The sequence below is a fragment of the Corynebacterium sp. MSK044 genome (assembly GCF_030232825.1).
Classification (GTDB): Bacteria; Actinomycetota; Actinomycetes; order Mycobacteriales; family Mycobacteriaceae; genus Corynebacterium.
Window position 1 is genome coordinate 1 of record NZ_JASPJJ010000007.1, and the last position, 15,901, is coordinate 15,901.

General features: G+C 58.0%; 15 protein-coding genes and 1 tRNA gene. 8 read left to right on the plus strand and 8 right to left on the minus strand.

Going from position 1 to position 15,901, the window contains the following annotated elements:
- Positions 1-395 (plus strand): hypothetical protein (locus tag QP994_RS05735; protein WP_350338195.1); only part of this gene is annotated, 395 nt, incomplete at its 5' end.
- Positions 396-445: 50 nt separating this feature from the next.
- Complete coding sequence (locus QP994_RS05740) at positions 446-1,540, plus strand: DNA alkylation repair protein (protein WP_284865683.1); 1,095 nt, start codon at positions 446-448, stop codon at positions 1,538-1,540.
- 222 nt (positions 1,541-1,762) lie between these two features.
- Here QP994_RS05740 and QP994_RS05745 read toward each other — a convergent pair.
- Together QP994_RS05745 and QP994_RS05750 are read right to left on the minus strand one after the other, a co-directional pair.
- Positions 1,763-1,836, minus strand: a tRNA-Leu gene (locus QP994_RS05745).
- Positions 1,837-1,906: 70 nt separating this feature from the next.
- Positions 1,907-3,484 (minus strand): alanine/glycine:cation symporter family protein, encoded by a 1,578-nt coding sequence (locus QP994_RS05750; protein WP_284865684.1) that lies wholly within the window; start codon positions 3,482-3,484, stop codon positions 1,907-1,909.
- Positions 3,485-3,677: 193 nt separating this feature from the next.
- Here QP994_RS05750 and QP994_RS05755 point away from each other — a divergent pair, with 193 nt between their 5' ends.
- From QP994_RS05755 to QP994_RS05780, 6 genes are all read left to right on the plus strand, one after another.
- Positions 3,678-4,592 (plus strand): squalene/phytoene synthase family protein, encoded by a 915-nt coding sequence (locus QP994_RS05755; RefSeq protein WP_284865752.1) that lies wholly within the window; start codon positions 3,678-3,680, stop codon positions 4,590-4,592.
- On the plus strand, positions 4,589-6,166 hold the full coding sequence (gene crtI / locus QP994_RS05760; RefSeq protein WP_284865685.1) for a phytoene desaturase family protein: 1,578 nt from the start codon (positions 4,589-4,591) through the stop codon (positions 6,164-6,166). Before QP994_RS05755 ends, crtI begins: the two co-directional genes overlap by 4 nt.
- A gap of 84 nt (positions 6,167-6,250) precedes the next feature.
- Positions 6,251-6,595: a hypothetical protein gene (locus QP994_RS05765; RefSeq protein ID WP_284854930.1), complete on the plus strand. Its 345-nt coding sequence runs from the start codon at positions 6,251-6,253 to the stop codon at positions 6,593-6,595.
- Positions 6,596-6,695: 100 nt separating this feature from the next.
- Positions 6,696-7,595 (plus strand): ABC transporter substrate-binding protein, encoded by a 900-nt coding sequence (locus QP994_RS05770; RefSeq protein WP_284865686.1) that lies wholly within the window; start codon positions 6,696-6,698, stop codon positions 7,593-7,595.
- 2 nt (positions 7,596-7,597) lie between these two features.
- Positions 7,598-8,518: an amino acid ABC transporter permease gene (locus tag QP994_RS05775; protein WP_284854932.1), complete on the plus strand. Its 921-nt coding sequence runs from the start codon at positions 7,598-7,600 to the stop codon at positions 8,516-8,518.
- Complete coding sequence (locus QP994_RS05780) at positions 8,519-9,283, plus strand: amino acid ABC transporter ATP-binding protein (protein ID WP_284854933.1); 765 nt, start codon at positions 8,519-8,521, stop codon at positions 9,281-9,283. It abuts the gene before it with no gap.
- 86 nt (positions 9,284-9,369) lie between these two features.
- Here the strand turns inward: QP994_RS05780 and coaD are convergent, their stop codons facing one another.
- Genes coaD through QP994_RS05810 form a run of 6 tightly spaced genes read right to left on the minus strand, consistent with a single transcriptional unit; the run spans position 9,370 to position 15,767 of the window.
- Complete coding sequence (gene coaD / locus QP994_RS05785) at positions 9,370-9,849, minus strand: pantetheine-phosphate adenylyltransferase (protein ID WP_284854934.1); 480 nt, start codon at positions 9,847-9,849, stop codon at positions 9,370-9,372.
- Positions 9,849-10,427 (minus strand): RsmD family RNA methyltransferase, encoded by a 579-nt coding sequence (locus QP994_RS05790; RefSeq protein WP_284865687.1) that lies wholly within the window; start codon positions 10,425-10,427, stop codon positions 9,849-9,851. Before QP994_RS05790 ends, coaD begins: the two co-directional genes overlap by 1 nt.
- 20 nt (positions 10,428-10,447) lie before the next feature.
- Positions 10,448-12,568, minus strand: a complete 2,121-nt coding sequence (locus QP994_RS05795; protein ID WP_284865688.1) for an ATP-dependent DNA helicase RecG — start codon at positions 12,566-12,568, stop codon at positions 10,448-10,450.
- Between the two features lie 3 nt (positions 12,569-12,571).
- Positions 12,572-14,110 carry a DAK2 domain-containing protein gene (locus tag QP994_RS05800; RefSeq protein WP_284865689.1) on the minus strand — a complete coding sequence of 513 codons (1,539 nt, stop codon included), beginning with the start codon at positions 14,108-14,110 and terminating at the stop codon, positions 12,572-12,574.
- 11 nt (positions 14,111-14,121) lie between these two features.
- Positions 14,122-14,766 carry a uracil-DNA glycosylase gene (locus QP994_RS05805; RefSeq protein WP_284865690.1) on the minus strand — a complete coding sequence of 215 codons (645 nt, stop codon included), beginning with the start codon at positions 14,764-14,766 and terminating at the stop codon, positions 14,122-14,124.
- Positions 14,763-15,767: a thiamine-phosphate kinase gene (locus QP994_RS05810; RefSeq protein ID WP_284865691.1), complete on the minus strand. Its 1,005-nt coding sequence runs from the start codon at positions 15,765-15,767 to the stop codon at positions 14,763-14,765. The genes QP994_RS05805 and QP994_RS05810 overlap by 4 nt, the downstream gene beginning before the upstream one ends.
- Positions 15,768-15,901: the final 134 nt, after the last annotated feature.

A 15,901-nucleotide genomic window follows, 5' to 3' on the forward strand; every position in this document is an offset into this window, starting at 1 on the left:
AACTGCAGTGTTACTCGATACTCACCATCGCGTTACCCGATAGTCACCACGGTGTTACTAAATGCACGCGCGCAACACCCGTTGGGATGAACAAAGTTTGGTCCTTTAAAGGCTCTATCAAGGTGCCGTGGAGCCATGTTCGAGGCGCCACCCACGACCCGGGTATCAAAGATGAACCGAAAGGCTTCCGTGGGCCGGGGCTCGCACAGGGGAAGAAGTTTGCCGGAACATTCCGCACTGGAGGAGAGAAACACTTTTGGAATGTCAGTGGATACGAGGATGCCGTAGTTATTGAACTAACCAACGAAGACTTCAGTCGGCTGATCCTCTCGATTGAGAACCCGGCGCAGAACGTAGCAAGAATTAATGAACTGGCTATGGCCAATAAAAAGTAGTCACGCAGTGAAATGTAGAGGTTTCTCCACACCCGGTATTGTGCACAGTCATGGCCCCCAAATTGAAGGACTACTTCAACGCTGACACGGCAAACAAACTCGGTGCGCAACTGGGGATTGATGGTGCGGAATACGCCACGTGGGTCGCGCCGCGCGTTGAGAGTTTAGAGATCCTGGACCGTGTGACTGTGTTTGCTCAGGGGCTTCGAGAGAGGCTTGCGGGGGACTATGCGGAGGTGGTTGGAGGGATCGTCGATAAGCTTGGGCCCGAGCTTGCGGAGGGCGAGGGCTACTTCAACCACGCATTTCACTTGTGGCCGGTGAGTCGTTTTATTGAGCTATACGGGGTGGATAATCCGGAGGTTTCTCTAGGTGCAATCGAGGCTCTTACGAGGGCCTTTACTGGCGAGTGGGCTGTGCGTCCCTTCCTCGAGCGCTACCCGGAGCTGACCATGGCGCGGGTGCATGAGTGGGCAGGCTCGGACAGCCACAACGTGCGTCGTCTGGCTTCTGAGGGCATCCGACCACGCCTGCCATGGGCAAAGGTGCACACACCGTTTGTGGCGGATCCTTCCCCGATCATTCCGGTCCTGGACCGGTTATATACGGATGAATCGCTCTTCGTGCGTAAATCCGTGGCCAACAACCTCAACGACATCGGACGAACACAACCGGACTTGGCGCTCGCAACTGCTCGGCGATGGGCAGACAGCGGTGCACCGCACGCCGCATGGGTAGTGGAACGCGGGTTGCGTGGGCTGATCAAGCAAGGTCACAGTGAGGCCTTGGAGCTGGCCGGGTTCTCGTCACCTACCGCCATCACCATGACTCGCCCCGAATTCCCCCACGCTGTGGGTGTTGGGGAGAAGGCGACTCTTTCAGCGACGCTCATTAACACGGGCGATGCGCCCGCGAATGTACTGGCGGAATACCGCGTTCACTTCCTCAAGAAGAACGGAACCCGCAAACCAAGCGTTTTCCGCCTTGGCAAATACACGCTTGAGCCGGGTGAAACCCGTGTCGTGACCAAGACACACCCGTTCCGGATCACCAGCACGCGTACCTACTACCCCGGTACACAGGCTATAAGCCTGGTGATCAACGGGCGCGAGGGTGAGCTCGTGGAATTCGAACTCACCCAATAGCAGCCGCAGATGGACTAGCCGCCAGTAGACGGTGAGGTCTCACCGCGCTCCTGCGTGGCTCCCCGCTGCACCATTCTCGAATATCGTGCAGAACCCTCATTAAAACACCTGGACCGCACTGAACTTCGGAAAGTTGAGGGCATACCGTCAACACCCAGGTCTCGGGTTAAAAGAAAGAAGCCCCGAGGCATAACCGGAACTATGTCTCGAGACTTCACACCGTGCCCCAGGTGAGACTCGAACTCACACTGGACGGGTTTTGAATCCGTTGCCTCTGCCAATTGGGCTACTGGGGCGTGCTCTGGAAAGAATAGCGCACGGGATCGCGTGCGCTGAAATCAGCACGCTCCAGAGGCTGTTATCCCACTAAATGCGTGGGTAGCGGTCGAGGATGGGGTCGTTGAGACGGGGTTCGTCGATAAGCTCGCCTGTCTCCCATGTGCCGGCCTCAACCATGGCGGCTTTGCGTGCAACCCAGAAATCGGCGTTCTTGATGCCCAGTGCTTCAGGGTCGAACTGGGGGTCGCGGCCGGCCTTCTTCTGGCGGCGGTAATCCCACAGGCACTTGAGGGCGGGCGCCTGGATGACCAGGATGGCCAGAATGTTCAGCCAAGCTGTCGCGCCCACGCCAATGTCGCCGAGTGCCCATGCGTTGCCCGGGGTGGTGGTGGCGCCCACCCAGACGGATCCGAGGATGAGGACACGCAGGAACCAGATGATCACGGAGCGGGTCTTCTCATTCTTGATCCAACGGTTCAGGTAGGTGAAGTTGACCTCAGCCATGTAGTAGTAGGCGACGATCGTGGTGAAGGCGAAGAACAGGATGGCCAGCGCCACGAAACTTGCGCCAAGGCCCGGGGTGAAGGAGTCAAGTGCGGACTGCACGAAACCGGGGCCGACCTTAACTGTGTCCGCCACAGCACCGCTGAAACGTACTGGCCCGTCTTCGATGCCGTTCTCGTACACGCGGTACATGTCGGTGGAGATGATGATGAACGCGGTAGCGGAGCAGATGAGCAAAGTGTCAACGTACACAGCGAAGGACTGAACAAAACCCTGCTTCGCCGGGTGCGAAACTTCGGCGGCAGCAGCGGACTGCGGGCCGGTGCCCTGGCCAGCTTCGTTGGAGTAAATACCACGCTTGACGCCCCACATAATGGCGAAGCCGAGGAGACCAGAGAATGCTGCTTCCTTGTCGAATGCGGAGCGGAAGATCAGCCCGAAGACCTCCGGGATCTCAGATGCGTTGGCAAAGAGCACGGCGATAGCCACGATCACATAGATCAGTGCCATGAAGGGCACAACCATGGAGGCGAACCACGCGATGCGCTTCACACCACCGATGACAATGATGCCCAGCAGAGTCACCATGACAAGCGCGGTCACCCATGTCGGAACCGCCCAGGCGTTCTCAACTGCACCAGACACACCGTTGGCCTGCACGCCCGGCAGGAAGTAGGACGTGGCCAGGATCATCATGACCGCGAAGACGATCGCGTAGACGAGAGCGAATTTGCCGGCCTTGGTGTGCTTGTAGGCCTTCTCAATGTAGTAGGCCGGGCCACCACGGTATTCGCCCGTGTCCTGGTCCTTCTCCTTGTAGATCTGAGCCAGACAGCACTCGATGTAGGACGTAGCGGACCCGAGGAAGGCCACGATCCACATCCAGAACACAGCGCCCGGGCCACCAAAGGCAATCGCGGTGGCCACACCTGCGATGTTGCCCACACCGACGCGGCCGGCAAGCGAGATCATGAGGGACTGGAACGGCGAAATACCGTCAGCGGAGTCTTCCCTCGACGACACCTGCTTGATCATGTCCGGCAAGCAGCGCACCTGCAGGAACAAGGTCACCAGAGTGAAGTACACCCCGGCGCCCAAACAAAGATAAACGAGCCAGTTGGACCAAATCAGGCCATTCAGCGTTGTAATGACGGTTTCCACGTATGGACCTTTCCTATGCCAGCCGCAGCGGGGCGGGTTTCACATGATGAAATGAATTTAGTGCATGGTCCAGCCCAATGTTAAGAGTTTTCAACGAATTTCTTGTTAAAAAATACACGCCTGTGCATATGTCAAGGCCCGTACCGTTTCGGCATTCTGGCCGCCACGCACTAACTTATGTCCTATGAGTGCAATGTCCTCGGATCGCTTTTTGCGGCGATACGACGCGATGTGTTGCGATGCTGCGGCCGCGGTGATGAAGCAGTATTCCACAAGCTTCACCATGGCCACGAAGCTGCTCCCCGGGCAGACCAAGGTAGACATCCGGAATCTTTATGCGGTAGTCCGCATTGCGGATGAGATTGTGGATGGTACTGCGCAGCAAGCGTCGGTGGCTGATGTTTCTGCGCTGCTCGATGCGTATGAAGTCGCTGTGCTTGCCGCGCCGTCTCAGCGTTTCCACTCCGACCCTATCCTTCACGCCTACGCCCAAACAGCACGACGCTGCGCATTTGATCCTGCGCATATCACCGCCTTCTTCACTTCCATGCGCAGGGACGCCAACCAAACCACGTACACACAAAATGACTTTGATGAGTATGTGTACGGTTCAGCGGAAGTCATTGGGCTTCTTTGCTTATCGACGTTCACCGCAGGCATGCCTTTCTCCCCTGCCGTGGAGGCAAAGCTTGCCGAGGGCGCACGCTCCTTGGGCGCGGCCTTCCAGAAGGTCAATTTCCTCCGAGATATAGCAGTCGACTCACGGGAGCTCGGTCGTTCCTATTTCCCCGGAATCAATCCAGCCGCGAACCAACCACTCGATGATGCTGCCAAAGATGCCATCGTTGCTGATATTCGCGCAGATCTTGCGGTAGCACGGCAATCCATCGGTCTGCTCCCCCGCCGTGTACGAGCCGGTGTTGTTGCGGCAGCCGATCTTTTCGAGGAATTGACAAACATGATTGATGTGACACCCGCAGCCGTACTAGCCACTACACGCATTAGTGTTCCCCGTCGACGCAAGCTGTGGTTAACGGCACGTGCCGCTTCCCGTGTTGCTGGCCAGCGCCAAAGCATGTCCTCGTTCTCGGAGGATCCACGGCAATGACCACGCATGAAAGTGCGCATGCCGGACGCACCGCCATTGTGATTGGCGCTGGCATCGCTGGTCTGGCCACAGCCGCGTTGCTGGGCAAGGAGGGCTATGCCGTGAAGGTGATCGAACGCCTAGATGCCATCGGCGGCCGCGCCGGAGATCTCCATGTTGACGGCTTTCGTTTTGATACCGGTCCGTCCTGGTATCTCATGCCCGAGGCTTTTGACCATTTCTTTGAGCTCTGTGGCACGCGCACTGCGGATGTCCTTGATCTCGTGGATCTCAATCCCGGCTACCGGCTCTTCCCTGAGGGAGCCACCTATATTGATGTGCCTTCTAACCGTGATGAAGCCATCGCTCTATTCGAAACCATAGAGCCTGGAGCGGGAGTGACGCTGGCAGAGTATCTGGATAGCGCCGGGGAAACCTACCGGCTGGCAGTGGACTACTTCCTGTACACCACGTTCAGTTCCCCAGCTGCGTTCTTTGTGCCCGCGGTGCGGCGGAACTACTCCAAACTCGCCGAGTACCTCACCCGCTCCCTGGAAAGCTTTGTGGCGAGACGGTTTACTGACACACGGCTTCGCCAAATGCTCTCCTACCCAGCGGTGTTCCTCTCTTCTGATCCGGCACACACCCCGTCGATGTATCACCTCATGAGCCACACAGATCTTGTCCAAGGAGTGAAGTATCCCCGCGGTGGATTCACCGCCGTCGTTCAGGCCATTACGGATCAAGCTGTCGCCTACGGCGCCGAGATTCAGCTCAATACAGCGGTGACAGCCATTGATACGGAGGGGAATAGAGCTGCCGGGGTGACGGTGAGGCGGGATAACGCGGACGTCGAAAAGCTTTCTGCTGACATCGTGGTGTCTGCCGCGGATCTGAAATTCACTGAAACACAGCTGCTTCCTCACGATAAACGCACGTATAGCGAGGAGTACTTTGCCGCCCGCAACCCCGGTTTGGGCACGGTGCTGGTCATGCTTGGCGTGAAGGGCGCACTCCCCCAGCTTGAACACCACAACCTGCTGTTTAGTGCCGATTGGTCTGATGACTTTGGTGCGGTTTTCCGTGGCCCAGTGGCTAGTCGGCGAAACGGCGCGTCCCAGTCGATCTACATTTCCAAGCCGTCCGCGACGGATCCGAGCACAGCGCCAGAAGGTCATGAGAACCTCTTCATTCTCATTCCCACGCCAGCTGACACAAATCTTGGGCACGGCGATGCATACCACGTGCATGCCTCCGAAACGGTGGAAGCTATCGCAAATTCTGCTATTGAACAGGTGGCTGCATGGTGCGGGATTCCTGATTTGCCCCAGCGCATCATGGTCCGACGCACCTTAGGCCCGGCTGATTTTGAAGAGCTCTATCACGCTTGGGCCGGTGGTGCGATCGGGCCTGCGCACACGCTGAAACAATCGGCATTCCTGCGCGGGCGAAACACCTCGCGGAAATTAAAAAACCTTTACTACGCTGGGGCGACAACCGTGCCAGGCGTGGGTGTGCCGATGTGTTTGATTTCAGCGGAGAACGTGATCAAACGCCTGCGCGGTGACCGTTCGGCCGGGCCGTTATCCGTGTGAAACTCCGCAACTCCACCGCGGTTGTGAGTTTCTGTACACCAACTCAGTTTTGTATTGGGGCTAGTAAAGCTACACTTCACTGTCATGCGTACAAAGATGATTGCCGTTGCCACCGCTGCCACCTTGGCCCTTTCCGCTGCACCCGCTGTTCATGCACAACCCGCGAAGAGCACCAAGGGTGCTGATACCGCTATTGGTCGCGGCATTGAGAATGCCTTTGATCCGGAGAAGGCCTCGTCGATGAAGGAAGATAGCGCCAAAGGCTTCTTCGACATGGTGGTGAAACCGTACCGTCTGATGTCTTCTGACAATACGGAGCAGAGCTCCCAGGGTGTGACCCAGGCCATCATCAACTACGTGATCCTTGCGGTTGGTGTGACGGTGATTGGTCAGATTATTCAGCTGATCATGTCCAAACTGCCACGCTAATAATCCAAGAATGCACTGCTCAATCAGCGTTTAAAAATTCTTCCACTTTATCCAGAGGCATACAATAATCTTCATTCGAAGGCATTGTATGCTTCTTTTTATGTTTAAACCTCGCAAGGTGGCCACCGCCATGCTCACCGCCGCTACTGTCGGCGCGTTGAGTGGCTGTGTCACCAACGTAGAAGGCGGAAATCCAGACGGCTGGGAACAAATTACCCCAGCTGAAGTACCCGAGATCGCAGCAATGGTGCCGGACAATGTCCGTCAGGACGGTTTCTTCACCATTGGCGCCAACCCACCGTTCGCGCCTTTCGAGTTTAAGGACTCGGAAGGCGCAATCGTGGGGATGGAGATGGATTTGGGCCACGCCCTAGCTAGCGTCATGGGCTTGGAATTCCGCGCTGTTGACCAAGACTTCGCCATGATTCTCCCCGCAGTGCAAGCAGGCACGCTTGATGCTGGCATGTCGGGTTTTACGGATAGCGAGGAACGCCGACAGAACTTTGACTTTGTCAATTTCCTCTACGCCGGCATCCAGTGGGCGCAATCTCCTGGCAACGATGTTGATCCGGCTAACCCCTGTGGTCTCACCGTGGCTGTACAGCGCACCACCGTCTCCGAAACGGATGATGTGCGACCGAAGGCCGCCAAGTGTGAGGAGCAAGGCAACCCCATCACCATCCTCTCCTACGACACGTCAGACAACGCTGCTCTTGCTGTGCTCGTCGGTCGCGCCGATGCGCTGAGTGCGGACTCCCCTGTTTCCGCGTGGGCTGTCGACCGCTCAGACGGCAAGCTCGAATTGGTTGGGGAGATGTTTGATGCGGCACCGTATGGCATTGCTGTGCCGAAGGACTCCCCACTGGGGCCAGCCTTGGCCACTGCCATGCAGCATCTCATCGACACTGGCGAGTACGAACGCATCATGGAGCAGTGGAATGTGAGGACCGGCCTGCTCGACCAAGCTCTTATTAACGAACAACCCGTGGGAGGACAATAACCATGACGCTCAAACCCACACGCCCAGAGCGCATCGAAGCCAAACCGTTGCGCCATCCCGGACGGTGGATCACCGCAGCTATCCTCGTTGCGCTGTTCATCTTGTTCATCGTCGATGCCGCCGGCCGTGATGCCTATGGGTGGTCCACGTACAGGGCATACATCTTTGACACCCGCATTCTTACCGCTGCTGGTCACACCCTCGCGCTGACTGTTCTGTCCATGATCATCGGTGTTGTGCTCGGCGTGGTGCTGGCAGTGATGCGCATGTCGCCGAACCCAGTGTTCAAATCCATCGCTTGGCTGTACCTGTGGGTCTTCCGTGGCACCCCGATCTACGTGCAGTTGGTCTTTTGGGGTCTCATTGGTGCGATCTACCAGTCCATCAACCTAGGGTTTACAGAGGTTTCCCTCGACGCACTGACGTCTTCTGCTTTCGCCCTCGCCGTGATCGGCTTGGGTCTCAACGAGGCTGGCTACATGGCAGAGATTGTCCGTTCTGGTGTGAACTCGGTGCCTGCTGGCCAGATTGAAGCGTCGAAAGCCTTGGGCATGGGCTGGGGCATGACTATGCGCCGCACCGTGCTGCCGCAAGCCATGCGCATCATCATCCCACCTACCGGAAATGAGTTCATCTCGCTGCTGAAGACCTCTTCCCTCGTTGTCGCTGTCCCCTACTCCCTCGAGCTCTACGGCCGCAGCCAAGACATCGCTGCCGCGCTCTTCGAGCCAGTGCCCATGCTGCTTGTTGCCGCAACGTGGTACCTCATCATCACATCCATCCTTATGGTTGGCCAGCACTACTTGGAGCGCTATTTTGACCGCGGTGTTACCCGCGAACTGACCGCCCGCCAGTTGGCGGCACTCACTGACGCTGAGGGTAAGGCCCCGAACAACGTCACCGTCGTGGAAAGGAACTCTTAAATGAGCACCCCTATGATTCAAGCCGTTGATGTATGGAAGTCTTTTGGCACTCTTGACGTGCTCAAGGGAATCAACCTAGAGGTGAATAAGGGAGAGGTCACCTGTCTCATTGGCCCCTCTGGCTCCGGCAAGTCCACGTTCCTGCGTTGTGTCAACCACCTGGAAAAGGTCACTGCTGGTCGCCTGTACGTCGATGGTGAGCTCATCGGCTACCGGGAGAAGAACGGTGCGTTGCATGAAATCTCCGAGAAAGAAGCCGCACTGCAGCGTCGCGAGGTGGGCATGGTGTTCCAGAACTTCAACCTCTTCGGTCATCGCACCGCGCTGGAGAACATCATCGAAGCGCCGATCCATGTCAAAGGCATGAAGCCGGAGGCCGCGAAGAAGCGCGCGATGGAACTGCTTGAGCAGGTCGGCCTGGCCAACAAGGCTGAGGCGTATCCGGTACAGCTCTCGGGTGGTCAGCAGCAGCGTGTCGCCATCGCTCGTGCGGTTGCCATGGATCCGAAGCTCATGCTTTTCGACGAACCCACATCCGCCCTCGACCCCGAACTCGTCGGTGAAGTCCTCCGCGTCATGCGTGAACTAGCGGCTTCTGGGATGACCATGCTCGTGGTCACCCATGAGATGGCCTTCGCCCATGAGGTGGCTGACAACGTAGCCTTCATGTCTGACGGTCAGATTGTCGAATACGGCACGCCGGAGCAGGTGCTGGACAACCCGCAGCACGAGCGGACGAAGGAATTTCTTTCCTCTATCTTCTAGCGTTCGAGAAATCTCTCATCGCAAGAGCGCCGACCTGGGGAAACAGGTGCGCATATTCAGGAAGTGGTGAGATTTCTCGAGTGCTTCTAATCCTTGAACTTGGCGTTCATGGCCTCCACGACGTGATCGGGCACCAGTCCGCTCACGTCGCCGCCATATTTAGCCACTTCTTTGCACAGGGATGAGGAAATGTAGCCATACTTCTCATCCGTCATGAGGAAGAAGGTATCTACCCCAGACAAGCGACGGTTCATCTGCGCCATCGGCAGCTCATAGTCGTAGTCCAGGGAAGAGCGCAGGCCTTTCACCAAGGCACCCACATGGTTTGCCGTGGTGTAGTCCACCAACAGCCCACCCCATGTGTCCACCGTGATGTTGGGGATGTGGCTGGTGGCCTGACGAATCATGTCCATGCGTTCTTCGATGTTGAACAAGCCACTTTGCTTGTTCGGGTTCGCGGTGACAAGGACGATGACTTCCTCGAAGCTCTTGGCGGCACGTGTGAAAATATCCACGTGGCCGTTTGTCACGGGATCAAAGGATCCGGGGCACACTGCTTTCGTCACTATTCCTCGTCCTTCCTGCGGTGGAACGTGGCCATATCCATACGAGCGATACCATACAGCCGCTTCTTCAGCTTCTGCCCAGTGGGCGTGAATCCCTCCGGCCACGCTGTCTCCGGGCTATCACGGTGGCGTTCAATCACCACTGCAGCCTCATCAGCCAGGGAGGGGATGAGGGCGTTGAGCATGTCCACCACCGCTTCGTCCGCAAGCTCATACGGCGGATCCGCCAAGACCATGGTGAAATGCTCACGCGGGGCACGGGCAACATAGGTCGATGCTTTCACGGGTTCGATGTGCACGTTCGGGTGACCAACAACCCCCGCGTTGTAGCGGATGATCTCTACCGCTTGCGGGTCGTTTTCCACCAGCACGACCTCAGCCGCGCCACGGGACGCAGCTTCCAAGCCGAGGGCTCCGGAGCCGGCAAATAGATCAAGCACATTTTGGCCGGCGAAGCCGAAACGGACCTGCAACGAGGAAAACAAGCCTTCACGCGCACGATCAGCAGTGGGCCTGGTGCCCTCCGGTGGGACCTTGATCTTCCGGCCTCGGGCTTCACCCGAAATGATGCGGTTCATGCGCAACACTCTAGCTTGAGTTAGCTCTTGTTCAGATAATCAAAGGGGTCGAGGAAGAGATCCTCGGCGATCTCCCGTGCACGTTCGGGCGCAGAGTCCACGTAGTCCGCCGCATCGTCGTACGCGCGCTGAATAATCTCATAGTCCTGCACAAGATTCAGCAACCGCAGTTGACGGTCCGTACCGGACTGGGATGTGCCCAGAACGTCACCCTCGGAGCGGGTTTCCAGGTCAAGTTCGGCGAGCTGGAAACCGTCAGAGATTTCCGCGATCCGGGTGACGCGTTCCAGTTGGGGCGATCCTTCCTCCGCGAACGTGTGGAAGAGACACAGTGAAGCGTGACCGCCACGGCCAACGCGTCCGCGGAGCTGGTGGAGCTGGGAAACACCGAAATGCTCTGATTCGCGCACCATCATCACGGTGGCGTTGGGCACATCCACGCCCACCTCAATGACCGTGGTGGAGACCAGCACGTCGATTGTTCCCGCGGCGAAGGCGGACATGACGTGATCCTTCTCTTCACTCTTCATGCGACCGTGCAGGACACCGATGGTGAGCCCTTCGAGCTCTCGGCGCTCTAGCGTGTCGGCGACCTCAAGAACACCCCCTGGACCATCAATACGCGGGCACACCACGTAGGCCTGGTGGCCACTGTAAACCTCTTCCTTTATCTTCTCCCAGGCCCGTTCCACCCACGCCCGCTTGAACTCAGGGACAACCGCGGACTGGATGGGTTTACGTCCACCGGGAAGTTCAGTCAAGGTGGACACAGCCAGGTCCCCGAACACCGTCATGGCGATGGTGCGGGGAATCGGCGTTGCTGTCATGACCAGCAGATGCGGTGTGTTCTCCCCTGCTTTATCACGCAAACGATTGCGTTGTTCCACCCCAAAACGATGCTGCTCATCCACCACGACGAAGCCAAGGTTAAAAAATTCCACCATGTCCTGGATAATCGCGTGAGTTCCAACGACGATGTCAGCTTCACCCGTCATAATCGCCAACAGCGCTTCCTGTTTCTGCACCGTGGACATGGACCCTGTCAGCGCAACAACGCGCGCGTGCACCCCCGTTTGCATGAGGGTCTTGCGCAAGGACTTCTCGTGCTGCAGGGTGAGCACCTCAGTCGGTGCAAGCAGGGCGCACTGCATGCCGTTATCAACAGCTTGCAACATCGAGGCAAGAGCAACGATGGTCTTACCGGAACCCACTTCACCCTGCAGCAACCGGCTCATGGGGGTGCTGCGCTCAAGGTCAGCGGAGATCTCTTCAAGTACCTTTGCCTGCCCGGCGGTGAGCTTAAACGGAAGATGATCCACCAGGTGTGACATATCCCCATCAGGCTTGCGTGGCAGCGCGGTGGCTTGACGGTAGGAATCATCACGCCTACGCATAGCCATGACAAGCGCGACGCTCAATGCCTCGTTGTATTTGAGTCGCTCCATCGCCGCGTGCGGTCCCTGCAAGGTGGGGTTGTGAATCTGATTGAGCGCCTCATGCAAAGACAGCAGCCCCGGAGGCGTGTACCCCAGCGGTTCAGGAATCTCTTCAATGGTGTCCAGCACCATACTGATAGCACCCATGATCGTCCACGTGGAAAGACTCTTCGTGGCTGGATAGACGGGAAGAAAATCACGTCCAGCCAGAAGTTCATCCGGATCCCCAAAGACCGAAAGCTTTTTGATCGAGCCGGTCGAAGCACCTTTGTTGCTGCCTGCTTGAGGGGTCCCCGGTGCAGACAGGATCATGAAATCCGGGTGCTGCATCTGCGGCTGATCCCTGAAGAATTTCACCTTGCCCGTGAACATCGCGCGCACGCCAGGCTTGAGTACCCGCGGGGCATACTTCGCGCCGAAGAAGGAAGCCTCAATCGATTGAGACCCATCGGTGATGACGGCTTTAAAAATTGGACGCTTGGACGTCGTGATGGTGCGCACGCTTTCAACGTTGCCGATGAAACTGATCGTGTCATCGGGCAGGACACCATCCAACGCGTCCCCCGTGCCGTATTGCAGGTATTTGCGGGGATAGTGCTCTAGGAGACCAGCAACTGTCTCAATCCCGAGGTGCTTCGCAATCGCGCGCGCAGGTGCCGTGGGAATGACCAAGTTTAGAGGGGTGAAATTAGTCAGACCCAGCATGTTTTACTCCACTCCGAGCTGTCCGGCCGAGCCTAACCCATCTGCGGGATACACCACGACCTCAGCGTCAAGGTCAGCTTCCAGCGCCTCCACATCTACGTTGGCCACATCCTGCGGGGAGACCAAAACTGTCACCAGTTCCCCACCGCCATCCAACATCACTGTAGCTGCGTCCCGCACGGCTGCGGTTAGGCTTTCGGTCCGCACAATCAGCGTGTCGCGTGCGACGACTTCCATACCACCATCTGTGGCCACAATGTCCGCCACGGCCATCTCCTCAGCAGCTTCGCTCATCACTGCCGCGGCCTCATCAACAGGCAGGCGCGGATCATGGACAGATACCGCCGCGATGCCGTTGACCAGGCGGACAGTGGGGAGCAGTGTCAGCGCCAAGGACTCATTCGCCGCTGTCGATTCGATCTCCTCCACGGTGGCCCGGTCAAGCTGCCCATTAGGAAGAATGATCACTTCATGCGCACCGGAAGCCGCTATTTCGCGGTAAACGTCCGCGACCACGTTGGGCCCCGGAGCCACCGCCACAGCACCCGCGCGGTTGTACAAATCCATGAGCGAACCAACCGGCGTAATTGCCACAATGAGACGACCAACGCGTCGCGCTTCGTGCATCGGGGTGGCATCCGGCAGGATCTCCAACCGCAGGTCACTCACGGCACCGAGCTCAAAAGCTCGCTCAATCACCGCACCAGCTGCCGTCGTGTGAATGTGTACCTTGCCATGTGTATCCGTCGCTCGCGCGATCACAAGGCTACGGCCCATCGTGGCCAACACAGCTTCAAGCTCATCCAACGGTCCTTCAAACATGAACAGGACTTCCAGCCAGCCTGCTACCCCATGGGAATGATCCGCCTCATCATGTGCGCTCTCATGATCCGCGTCATCCCCCGCGGTTCCATGAATACTGCCACCAGTCACCTCAGCATTAAGCACCTTGAGCAACAACACCAAGCCTGTACCGCCCGCATCCACAACACCGGCTTCGCGCAGTTCAGCCAGCTGAGAAGGAGTGTTCGCAAGAGCTTCTTCAGCGGATGCCAAAGCCGCCGCCGTGACATCGCTCAAATCAAGATTTCTTATCGACGCCCCCTCCGCCGCCCTCGCCGCCTCCCGCAAGACCGTAATGATGGTGCCTTCAACAGGTTCCGCAATAGCGCGTTCCACGAAGGTAACGGCATTGCCCAAAGCCGCCGCGACAGCGCTGCCATCCAAATCCCCATCTGCTGCTGCCTGGGCAACGCCACGCAGCACCTGCGAAAGGACCACACCGGAATTGCCACGAGCACCTTTGATGCTGCCGACGGCCAGAGCCTCCGCAACAACATCAGCGGTGGCGTCAGCTTCACATTCCGCAGCTTCACGCACGGCAGCAGCCATGGTGAATGCCATGTTTGAGCCCGTGTCCGAGTCCGGGACGGGGAAAACATTCAGGCTGTTGATCTCTTCGCGGTGACGCCCCAATTCATCTGCTGAACGGCGCGCCCATGACAGGAGTCGGGCGCCATCAATAGTCTCAGCAGAAGTCATGGCCATTAACTCTACAATGCCCAGTCGACACCGGTCCCGCCCTGTGCAGCAAGAGCCTCATTAGCACGGGAAAACGGCCTCGAACCAAAGAATCCACGGCGTGCTGAAAGCGGAGATGGATGTGGAGACATAATGCACGGCGTATTCCCCAAGAAGGCCTTCGCGGTCTGCGCATCCTTGCCCCACAAAATGGCAACCAGCGGTGTTCTACGCTGAGCAAGCGCACGAATCGCCGTCTCCGTCACCTCTTCCCAGCCCTTGCCACGGTGGGAGCCTGGTTGCCCCGGCGCAACGGTGAGAACTCGGTTAAGCAGCATGATCCCTTGGCTTGCCCAGGAGCTTAGGTCGCCGTCGGTGCGGGGTGGGATGCCTAAGTCGTCGAAAAGCTCTGCATAGATATTCACTAAGGAACGCGGCGGCTTGACTCCTGGCTGCGTAGAAAAACTTAAGCCCATCGGATGTCCCGGTGTGGGATACGGGTCTTGGCCAAGGATGAGTACTCGGACACTCTCAAACGGATCCTGAAAAGCCCGAAGGATGTCCTTCCCCGCCGGCAAATACGCTGGCTGTGTGCGGAGGAAATCCCCCATCGCATGAATGCGATCCTCAACGCTGGCCAGCGGCTCCTGCCACGAAGGGTGAACGGGAAGACTCACGAGAAACTCTCCCACCCGCGTGTGTACTGTGGCGCATTCCCATCGATGGTCACGGAGATGCTGGAGGTGGTTGCGGCACTGGACCCGCTCTCACTACTTGGCTTGTGCACCGTCCCGATGGGACGGAAACCCACCGGCGCCTCGGCCTGCAGGGTGCCTATCAACGTGTGGTCCTCCCCTCCTTCACATACCCACTTCCAGGGATCAACCCCCAGCATCTCACCGGCCTTGACCAACAACGCATCTGGCGCGATCGCATCGGAGTTCAAATCAATCCGGACACCAGAGCGCTGCGCCAAAACTCCGACATCATGCAGCAGACCATCCGAATTGTCCGTCATCGAGGTAGCGCCAGCTGAACGCGCAACCATGCCGCACCCTGGCGTGAGCTCCGGCGACTGGTAAGCATGCGCGAGCGGCTCCAGTTCTGCCGGAATAGTGATGCCGGACTCCAACAGCTCCAACCCCGCAGCTGAGTAACCAATTCGCCCATGCGCCACCACCGTTTGTCCAGCACGCGCACCCGTCAACATCAAGGGTGGGCGATTGCCGCCGAGGGAGCCGATCGCGGTGATCGACATAACTAGGCTCTGCCCCGCCGTCACATCTCCACCCACGAGCTCGGTGCCGTACTTATCCAATTCCGTGCCAATACCGCGGGCGATGTCCGCCACCACCGCAGCTGGAGTCCTGCTGGGTGCGGAAAAAGACAGCAACGCGGCTAATGGGCGAGCCCCCATCGCCTCAATATCGGCAAAGTTCTGCACCACAGCCTTTCGCCCCAACAGGAACGGGGTGGTCAGATCCGACCTGAAATGGCGCCCCTCCACCATCATGTCGGTCGTGGCAACCATCCGGGAATTAGGGGACGGCGGATGAAGCACAGCTGCATCATCACCATTCACAGCCGAAGGGCTGGCTTCAATGATGGAGCGGATAACAGCGTCCTCCCCGATCTCACCCAAGGTGGGACCATCAAGGGGAAAGCCAGTGTTGATCACAGAACGTCGCGCCTTTCGCATGGAATCAGACGGGGAGAATGAAGACAATCAGGTCACAGGGTAAACGACCGTAGGCCACAACACCGCGCCCGGGGTAGCTGCCATGGGTTCTGTACCTCTCACCAGATAGACTG

Bases quoted from the DNA above. Each gene is read 5' to 3' on its own strand.
- QP994_RS05790 (WP_284865687.1), bottom strand. From the start codon at position 10,427: ATGAACCGCATCATTTCGGGTGAAGCCCGAGGCCGGAAGATCAAGGTC.
- QP994_RS05770 (WP_284865686.1), top strand. From the start codon at position 6,696: ATGTTTAAACCTCGCAAGGTGGCCACCGCCATGCTCACCGCCGCTACT.
- QP994_RS05740 (WP_284865683.1), top strand. From the start codon at position 446: ATGGCCCCCAAATTGAAGGACTACTTCAACGCTGACACGGCAAACAAA.
- QP994_RS05755 (WP_284865752.1), top strand. From the start codon at position 3,678: ATGTCCTCGGATCGCTTTTTGCGGCGATACGACGCGATGTGTTGCGAT.
- QP994_RS05780 (WP_284854933.1), top strand. From the start codon at position 8,519: ATGAGCACCCCTATGATTCAAGCCGTTGATGTATGGAAGTCTTTTGGC.
- QP994_RS05795 (WP_284865688.1), bottom strand. From the start codon at position 12,568: ATGCTGGGTCTGACTAATTTCACCCCTCTAAACTTGGTCATTCCCACG.
- crtI (WP_284865685.1), top strand. From the start codon at position 4,589: ATGACCACGCATGAAAGTGCGCATGCCGGACGCACCGCCATTGTGATT.
- QP994_RS05765 (WP_284854930.1), top strand. From the start codon at position 6,251: ATGCGTACAAAGATGATTGCCGTTGCCACCGCTGCCACCTTGGCCCTT.
- QP994_RS05800 (WP_284865689.1), bottom strand. From the start codon at position 14,110: ATGACTTCTGCTGAGACTATTGATGGCGCCCGACTCCTGTCATGGGCG.
- QP994_RS05775 (WP_284854932.1), top strand. From the start codon at position 7,598: ATGACGCTCAAACCCACACGCCCAGAGCGCATCGAAGCCAAACCGTTG.